Annotated in this window: 7 protein-coding genes; 2 read left to right on the top strand and 5 right to left on the bottom strand. The window is 42.6% G+C overall.

Features of this window, described 5'->3' with window-relative positions:
- From CXF78_RS06140 to CXF78_RS06130, 3 genes are all read right to left on the bottom strand, one after another.
- On the bottom strand, positions 1 to 1,508 hold a 1,508-nt coding region (locus tag CXF78_RS06140), incomplete at its 3' end, for an efflux RND transporter permease subunit (RefSeq protein ID WP_145991382.1).
- 1 nt (position 1,509) lies between these two features.
- The gene (locus CXF78_RS06135) at positions 1,510 to 2,538 is read right to left on the bottom strand and encodes an efflux RND transporter periplasmic adaptor subunit (protein ID WP_102036272.1); all 1,029 of its coding nucleotides are present in this window, start codon (positions 2,536 to 2,538) and stop codon (positions 1,510 to 1,512) included.
- Positions 2,535 to 3,761 carry a metal transporter gene (locus tag CXF78_RS06130; protein ID WP_102036271.1) on the bottom strand — a complete coding sequence of 409 codons (1,227 nt, stop codon included), beginning with the start codon at positions 3,759 to 3,761 and terminating at the stop codon, positions 2,535 to 2,537. The genes CXF78_RS06135 and CXF78_RS06130 overlap by 4 nt, the downstream gene beginning before the upstream one ends.
- Before the next feature lie 145 nt (positions 3,762 to 3,906).
- On the opposite strand from CXF78_RS06130, the gene CXF78_RS06125 reads away from it, so the two are divergent.
- The gene (locus CXF78_RS06125) at positions 3,907 to 4,431 is read left to right on the top strand and encodes a helix-turn-helix transcriptional regulator (protein ID WP_011639299.1); all 525 of its coding nucleotides are present in this window, start codon (positions 3,907 to 3,909) and stop codon (positions 4,429 to 4,431) included.
- Positions 4,432 to 4,657: 226 nt separating this feature from the next.
- Here the strand turns inward: CXF78_RS06125 and CXF78_RS06120 are convergent, their stop codons facing one another.
- A complete protein-coding gene (locus CXF78_RS06120) occupies positions 4,658 to 5,311 on the bottom strand; it encodes a TetR/AcrR family transcriptional regulator (RefSeq protein WP_102036270.1) in 654 nt (217 codons plus the stop codon).
- 121 nt (positions 5,312 to 5,432) lie between these two features.
- Here CXF78_RS06120 and CXF78_RS06115 point away from each other — a divergent pair, with 121 nt between their 5' ends.
- Positions 5,433 to 6,299: a LysR family transcriptional regulator gene (locus CXF78_RS06115; protein WP_011639301.1), complete on the top strand. Its 867-nt coding sequence runs from the start codon at positions 5,433 to 5,435 to the stop codon at positions 6,297 to 6,299.
- A gap of 66 nt (positions 6,300 to 6,365) precedes the next feature.
- On the opposite strand, the gene CXF78_RS06110 is transcribed toward CXF78_RS06115, so the two are convergent.
- The coding region (locus tag CXF78_RS06110) for an anaerobic C4-dicarboxylate transporter family protein (RefSeq protein WP_180957062.1) at positions 6,366 to 7,188 on the bottom strand (823 nt) is incomplete at its 5' end.

Raw genomic sequence — 7,188 nt, 5'->3', positions numbered from 1 at the left:
ATTGCTTTTGGTTCTTTGGCTGCCTTTTCATTGACTAAATAAGACGCCATAACAGGAATAACCGTCAGTGATAGCACCAGAGCAGACAGCATCGCAAATACAATAGTGACCGCCACGGGAGTGAAAAGCTTACCTTCGAGCCCAGTTAAGGTTAGCAATGGCGAAAATACGATCATCACAATAGCTGTACCTGATACGACGGGAATGGCGACATCTTTCGTGGCACGAAAAATGAGATGAAGTCGTGGCAGTCGTTGTTTAGTCGCGATGAGGTTAACCATGTTTTCGACCACCACCACCGAGGAGTCCACTAACATACCGATGGCGATAACTAAGCCGCCTAAACTCATCAAGTTCGCAGATAAATTGAAAAAATCCATCATTAAAAAGGTCATCAAGGCAGCGAGAGGCAAAGAAAGAGAAACCACTAACGCAGCACGCACATTGCCTAAAAACAATGCCAGTAGCACGATCACTAATACCACCGCTTCAAATAGTGCATTAGAAATGGTCCCGATTGCAGTATTAATCAAATTCGCCCGATCGTAAAAGGTATTGATTTGACTGCCCTTTGGCAAAGTCAGGCTGATTTGTTCAACCTTTTGTTTAATATTTTTAACCACCTGATCCGTATTGGCATCTTTTAACGCGATGATTAATCCTTCTGCCGTTTCGTGACCATCTTTAGTCACGGCACCATAACGGGCTAAATGACCAATCTGAATATCAGCCAAATCATTCAAACGATAAACCTTGGCATCATCAGCCTTTATAACTAACTGTCGTAACTCATCAATGTCGTCAATACGGCCTTCGGCGCGGACGATAATAGTGTCAGTACCAATGGTCAGTTTACCTGCGCCCTCATTATGATTATTCTCGACAATAGCCTGTTGCAAAGCCGCAAAACTAATGCCCGCCGCAGACATAGCTGCAGGATTTGGATTGATGCTAAAGCTTTTGGCATAACCGCCTAAAATATTGACATCTGCCACGCCCACAACGGTGCGTAAAAGAGGACGAATTTCCCACTCTAATAACTGTCGCCTTTCCATCAATGACAGATTAGGGTTTTCCAAAGTGAACATAAAAATTTCACTCAGCGGTGTACTCATCGGCGCTACACCACCAGTAACCCCTTCAGGAAAACTCCCCCACACAGCAGAAATGCGCTCGCTAACTTGCTGACGAGCCCAATAGATGTCGGTGCCCTCAACAAAGTCTAGGGTGATGTCGCTGATAGCGTATTTAGTGGTAGAGCGCAGAATCGCTTGATTGGGAATGCCTAACAGCTCAGTTTCAATCGGCACCGTAATCTGCGCTTCGATTTCTTCAGGTGTCATCCCCGGCGCTTTTAAGATGATTTTCACTTGTGTTGGCGAAATATCAGGAAAGGCATCTAATGGAATGGAATACCAAGAACGAACACCGGCTAACATTAGAAACAGCGCCACAATTAACACAAATAAACGCTGAGTAAGCGAAAATCGGATCACCGATGTCAGCATATTATTCGCCTCCTAAGCCAAGTAATATCCCTTTGACTGCCGCAACCGATTCCGCTAACACCTCAATTTTACTGAGGTCTTGGTCACTGGCAACAATGTATTGCTCTGGTGTAGAACCTAAAATATCAATCGTGAGGGACGTCAATGTCTCGCCTGTTTTGGTCAATATTTGGCTGTCTTGGTCCCAACTAAACACACTATTTTTTGGCAACATATACACAGATTTTTGATACTCAGGAATGACGGTAAGTTGCTGACCTAAGAGTAAGTTACACTCCTTTGGCACAGGCAATGACCATGCAGTAACAAATGCGCCATCTGCGATTGCCGAAATGGAATCGATGGCGATATGACATTGGTTAATGTTCACTGCAGAAAGTGATAAAGACTGACTCATCGGCACATTAACTTTGACACGCACACTGTCGCTGGGCACCAATGAAAAAAGCTGCGATCCCGCCATATATGGGCCACTAAGTAAGTTGAATTTCACCATGCCTGCCATTGGGGTACTGACAATAAAGGAGTCGGTTGCAGCATCGGTACTTAGCACAATCTCCATGAAATGATGCATATGCTCGTATTCTAGATAACTGGCAAAATAGTCTTGGCTTATCTCGCGCCACTTATCAGCACTAATGCTGCCATTTTTGAATAAGGATTTATTACGTTCATAACGAGTGTTAGCCAGTTGATACAAATTGCTCGCAGCCTCGACTTGGGCGAGGTAATGAAACACTTCAGGACCCGTTAACCTAACGATCGCCTGGCCTTTGGTGACCATTTGTCCTTGAGTGACCAAAAAACTGACTTGCTGAATATTTTCCGGAGTACTGACCCAATATTCGCTACCGGGTAACATGCTAATGTGTGCCGGTAATGCACTGCCTTCGTAGCTGGCTACTTTTTGCGGCTGCGCATAGCTAAGCTGAATATTTCCTAATGACTTGATATCAATAGATTCTGCCTGAGCTAGGCTGAAAATACTGGCAAATAAACAACTGAGGCATACGCCGTATTTGACCATCATAATGAGATACCTAAAGCTTGAAGTTGCTGGGAATGAAGTTGCTGTTGCATGACCAAATTAATGGCCAAACGTGACTCAGTATCGAGGGCGTCCATATATCGGCGCAGCCACACCTCATAACTGACTTGGCTTTGATCTTTTACTTTGGCAAGTTCTTCGGTAATGGTGCGACTAAGCGATAAAGCACGGGTGAGTAAAGCTTGTTGATCGAGTAGATTTTGTTGTTGCTGACGCAATATTTTAAGCTGGTTGGTTAGCTCCAAATAAGTGCGATCGCGATTAATCATTTGTTCGGCATGGGATTGTTGCCATCCAGACAATTCGCTTTGTGATAACGCCGAACCAAACGTGATAGGCACTGTGATACCAATACCCAATTGCTTATCATCAACGATACCATCTGAAGTATTTTTGGCGGTTAATGACACTGTCCACGGGTCTTGTTCGCCAGCTTGTTGGCTGTTAATTATCAGCATTTGTTGTTGCTGTTGCAGTTGCTGTAATTGCCATAATGGATGTTGTGTCAGATCATTTTCTGTCTGAGAAGTACCCACTAATGGACGGGCAGTTTCGGCAATATCCTGCGGTATATCTGTTTGGCCAGTTAGTTGAGTAAATAAGGTCATCGCTTCATTTTTTGACTGAATAATGGTTATTTTCTCAAGGTCAATGTCGACTAACTCTCGCTCCAGCAATAAAAAATTGGCAATGGGCAACTCTCCAATCTCAGCCAATTGTTTTTGTTGGGCGTACAATTTATTGAGTAATGTTGCTTTACGTATAAGCTGAGAAAGCTTTACCGAGGCTAAACGTTGATCCCACAAACTTTGTCTTAGTAAGCCCGATAGATACAAACCTTGTAAGGCTCGTTGTTGATCCACTATGGCTTGCGTGAATTGCTTTAGCTGTTTATCGCTTGTATATAAACTCGGTGATTTTATGGGCAAATTAAGTGAAAGTTCTTGCTCATGAATGTTACTATTATCGATGCTACCGAGGTGCTTTATACTGATATTGGGTAATCCGTTAAGCCACGTCGAACTGGTGAAATTTGCTTCATTGCTTAAGGGGCGATTACTCGTTTGGGTAGGATTATTTAATAGGACCTGGCTCATGTTGAGTAGCTGTGCCAACTCAGTATTTTCAGCAGCATGGCCAAGGCCAATACTACAGATAAACACTGCCAACAAACCTATATTGATACCAAACTGATTTTTAAACATAAGACGTTTCTTTGAATAATACAGTATGTCTTTATTGTCGGAGTTAGCAGCCTGAAAATCGTCGGGTATATGTATCATAAATGGCTCTATGGTACGGATGCCCTATAAATTAATTGATTGATATTACGTTTATTTAGGAGTTTTCATGAAGGATGTTGTCATTATCTCTTTGCTGGGATTAAACATGTTGTTTAAACTTTTTGACATCATCGCCGACACCCAATTGGGCGTTCCAGAATTGCACATACTGCAAGAAAGCATACTGGTGTTGTTAACTGCTATTGGAACAATCTATTTGAGTTATGATTTAATTCGTCGCTCACGCGAAACAAAAAAATTAGCCAAACAGCTCATCAATGCAGATAAAAAAATCGACAATATGTCGAGCCATATGCGCTCTGCAAGACAAGAATACAGTAAAGCCGTATCGACCCAATTTCATACTTGGAGCTTTACCAAAAGCGAACAACAAGTGGCATTTTTATTGTTAAAAGGCCTTAGCTTTAAAGAGATTGCCGAAGTACGTCAAACCAAAGAAAAAACAGTAAGACAACAAGCTTCATCCATTTACGGTAAAGCGACAGTCGACGGGCGACACACTTTTTGTGCTTGGTTTATGGAAGATTTCATTCAAGAACATGACCAAGACTTGGTCAATAACTATCAATAACTATCAATAACTATCAATAACTATCAATAACTATCAAGTAAAAAGCATAAGCTTCATACTTACAAACAGCATCCTATAATACTTAGATTATACGATGCTGCCAGATGATAAAACTTGGTATGACTCTGGCCTGATTCTGGCATTTTAGGCGCTAGAGCAATATGTGCCTTTTACCTTGAAAACATCGTTCTAACGCTAAATAACCTTATGAGATAAAGGATGATTATTACCCAACAACTAACGTTTTTTCTGTCTGTTTTTCAGCTAACCACTGCAAAAAGACCTTAATGTTAGGGGGCCGCTTTTGTGAATGCCCCATAAGTTGTGTCATGGCAAAACTATGTTGATAGTACATTTCTGCATCGTTGTAATGTTTTTGCGCATCATCGCTATTGATCATCGCACCGCGTAAATAGTCACACAGTAACTCACTGCGGTTAAAGCCACTGACCTCACCAATTTCCATTAAGGTTTGTGCATTCCACTGCTGATATTGCTCAAGAACCCGCTCAAAGCGCTCACGATAGTAATCACTAGCTTGTGATAAAATGGCTTCGTTAGGAACCACTCGGGCAATGACAAATGCTTGCTCAGACAAAATACGATACAAACGCTGGCAATGATGAAAAATAAACCGTAAATAAGGGTCGCTATACTGTTGATTGTCTTGTTCAGCTTGCATCAGCCAATGGCGATAATCTGCACAGGCAACGGCAATAATTAAGTCTGCTTCTGAAGTAAAGTGATTGTAGATTGTGCCTTTGGATATCTGGCTAGCTTGGACTAAATGCGAGCGGCACAAATCAAAGGTTTTACGCCCCTTTAAACAACGTTGTGATACTTCTATCAGATAGTTGCCACGTTGTTCCCAGCTGCTCATTTCGGGCCTCATCTTATTTGGGTTAATAAAGCGTTAACAGTTCACACTTACACTATAGCAAGCTTTGTGGATACCCTTTATTGAGTAATACTGATACCACTATGAACTTATTCAATAGCCCATGTTAAAAATAGAATTACTTGAAAGTTTTATTGCTGTTGCTGAATGCGGCAACTTGTCTAAAGCAGCCGATAAAATTTGCCGAACCCAATCAACACTTAGCCTACAAGTTAAAAAACTTGAAGAAAGTGTCGGCCAAACCTTGCTGATTAGAGACAACAAAGGCGTCACCTTGACCGAGTCTGGTGAAACGCTGCTTAACTACGCCTATAAAATGATGCAACTTAATTCGCAAGCTATTGATGAGTTAAAAGATTGTCAAAATCGTGAAGTGATCCGCCTTGGTGTACCCACCGATTTTATAAAATGTTACTTAAGCAGCTGCTTGTTAGAATTTATTCGTGAATTTACGAGCATAGAGCTTGTTATCGACACCGACGTAAGTGGCAATTTATACAAACGCTTACACCAAGGGGAATTTGACGTCATTGTGGCAACCCATTGGCAAGTGCCTACGAACGGCGAGTTACTCTTCACACGTCGTTTTAAATGGGTTTCGGCGGTCGAAGGCAACGCTCATAAGCGCAAAACGATTCCGATGGGATTATACCCAGAAAATTGTCCGATAAGAGCGCAAGTGTTTGCTAACCATCGACTCTCAATGCGACCTATTAATGTGTTGCTGTCGACTCCATCACCACAAGCCTTGTGCATGGCAGTTGAGAATGACTTAGTGATTGCGCCAATAGCCGAATTTAGAATCACTGACCAAATGCAGGTGCTAGACCCGATTGAACATGGATTACCTATACTGCCCATGTTTAATGAATCGCTATACCTCAACCCAGATACACAAACCTACGCTACGTTGCAGTTGATTAATTTGATTAAAGCCAATGTTGAGCACAAGGGCTATCAACTCGACTAGCCGTTCTCATGCCAACCACTCTGCCTGCTCTACTATCTACATATCTACTATCGTTTCTAATGTGACTTACAACATTAGGCTGCCAAACAAAAAGGCCAATAACACGCTCGATGTAATTGTCACTACGCCAGGGATCAAAAATGGGTGGTTAAAAACCGCCTTGCCAATCCGCGTTGAGCCAGTGTCGTCCATCTCTACTGCAGCCAACAACGTTGGGTAAGTAGGTAATACAAATAACGCGCTAACCGCTGCGAATGACGCTATAGCCGTTAATGGACTCACCCCAATTGCTAATGCAGCTGGCATTAATGCTTTAGTGGTCGCACCTTGTGAATACAATAACATTGAGGCAAAAAATAACGCTACCGATAACAGCCAAGGCTGACTTTGAAGTAAGGTCCCAGCAACGTCTTTAATTTCGTCAATATGGTTAGACACAAAAGTGTCGCCCAACCAGGCTACACCTAACACACAAATACACGCCGACATGCCTGACTTAAAGGTCGAAGCATTAGAAATCTTGCTGGCATCTAAACGGCAAAACCACGTTATTGCTGCAGCGGCAGATAGCATAAACAACATAATCGCCACATCGCGTGACAGTACTGGGTGCGTAATTAAGCCGACCTTGTCAGAGATTGCGGTGGCGTAAGACATCACCGCTACTATCGCAATTAAGAATATGGCTACCGATCGCTTAGCGCCCGGTAATAACGTTACTTGAGTTTCGCCACGGGTTTTCACCAATCCACTGGCTAAACGCTGCTGATAAATAGGATCTTGTGCTAGCGGCTTGCCGAGCATAGACGCAACTGCAGCGCCAATTAAACAAGCAATAAACGTCGATGGAATACACACAGCCAATAACACTAAGTAATCCACACCCTGT

This window comes from Shewanella sp. 11B5 (assembly GCF_002836795.1).
GTDB classification, from domain to species: domain Bacteria; phylum Pseudomonadota; class Gammaproteobacteria; order Enterobacterales; family Shewanellaceae; genus Shewanella; species Shewanella frigidimarina.
Note: the sequence above shows the minus strand (reverse complement) of the source record. Positions and strands in the feature narration are given on the sequence as shown.

Coding starts and splice junctions, on each gene's coding strand:
- CXF78_RS06135 (WP_102036272.1), bottom strand. CDS start 2,538: ATGATGGTCAAATACGGCGTATGCCTCAGTTGTTTATTTGCCAGTATT.
- CXF78_RS06130 (WP_102036271.1), bottom strand. CDS start 3,761: ATGTTTAAAAATCAGTTTGGTATCAATATAGGTTTGTTGGCAGTGTTT.
- CXF78_RS06125 (WP_011639299.1), top strand. CDS start 3,907: ATGAAGGATGTTGTCATTATCTCTTTGCTGGGATTAAACATGTTGTTT.
- CXF78_RS06120 (WP_102036270.1), bottom strand. CDS start 5,311: ATGAGCAGCTGGGAACAACGTGGCAACTATCTGATAGAAGTATCACAA.
- CXF78_RS06115 (WP_011639301.1), top strand. CDS start 5,433: ATGTTAAAAATAGAATTACTTGAAAGTTTTATTGCTGTTGCTGAATGC.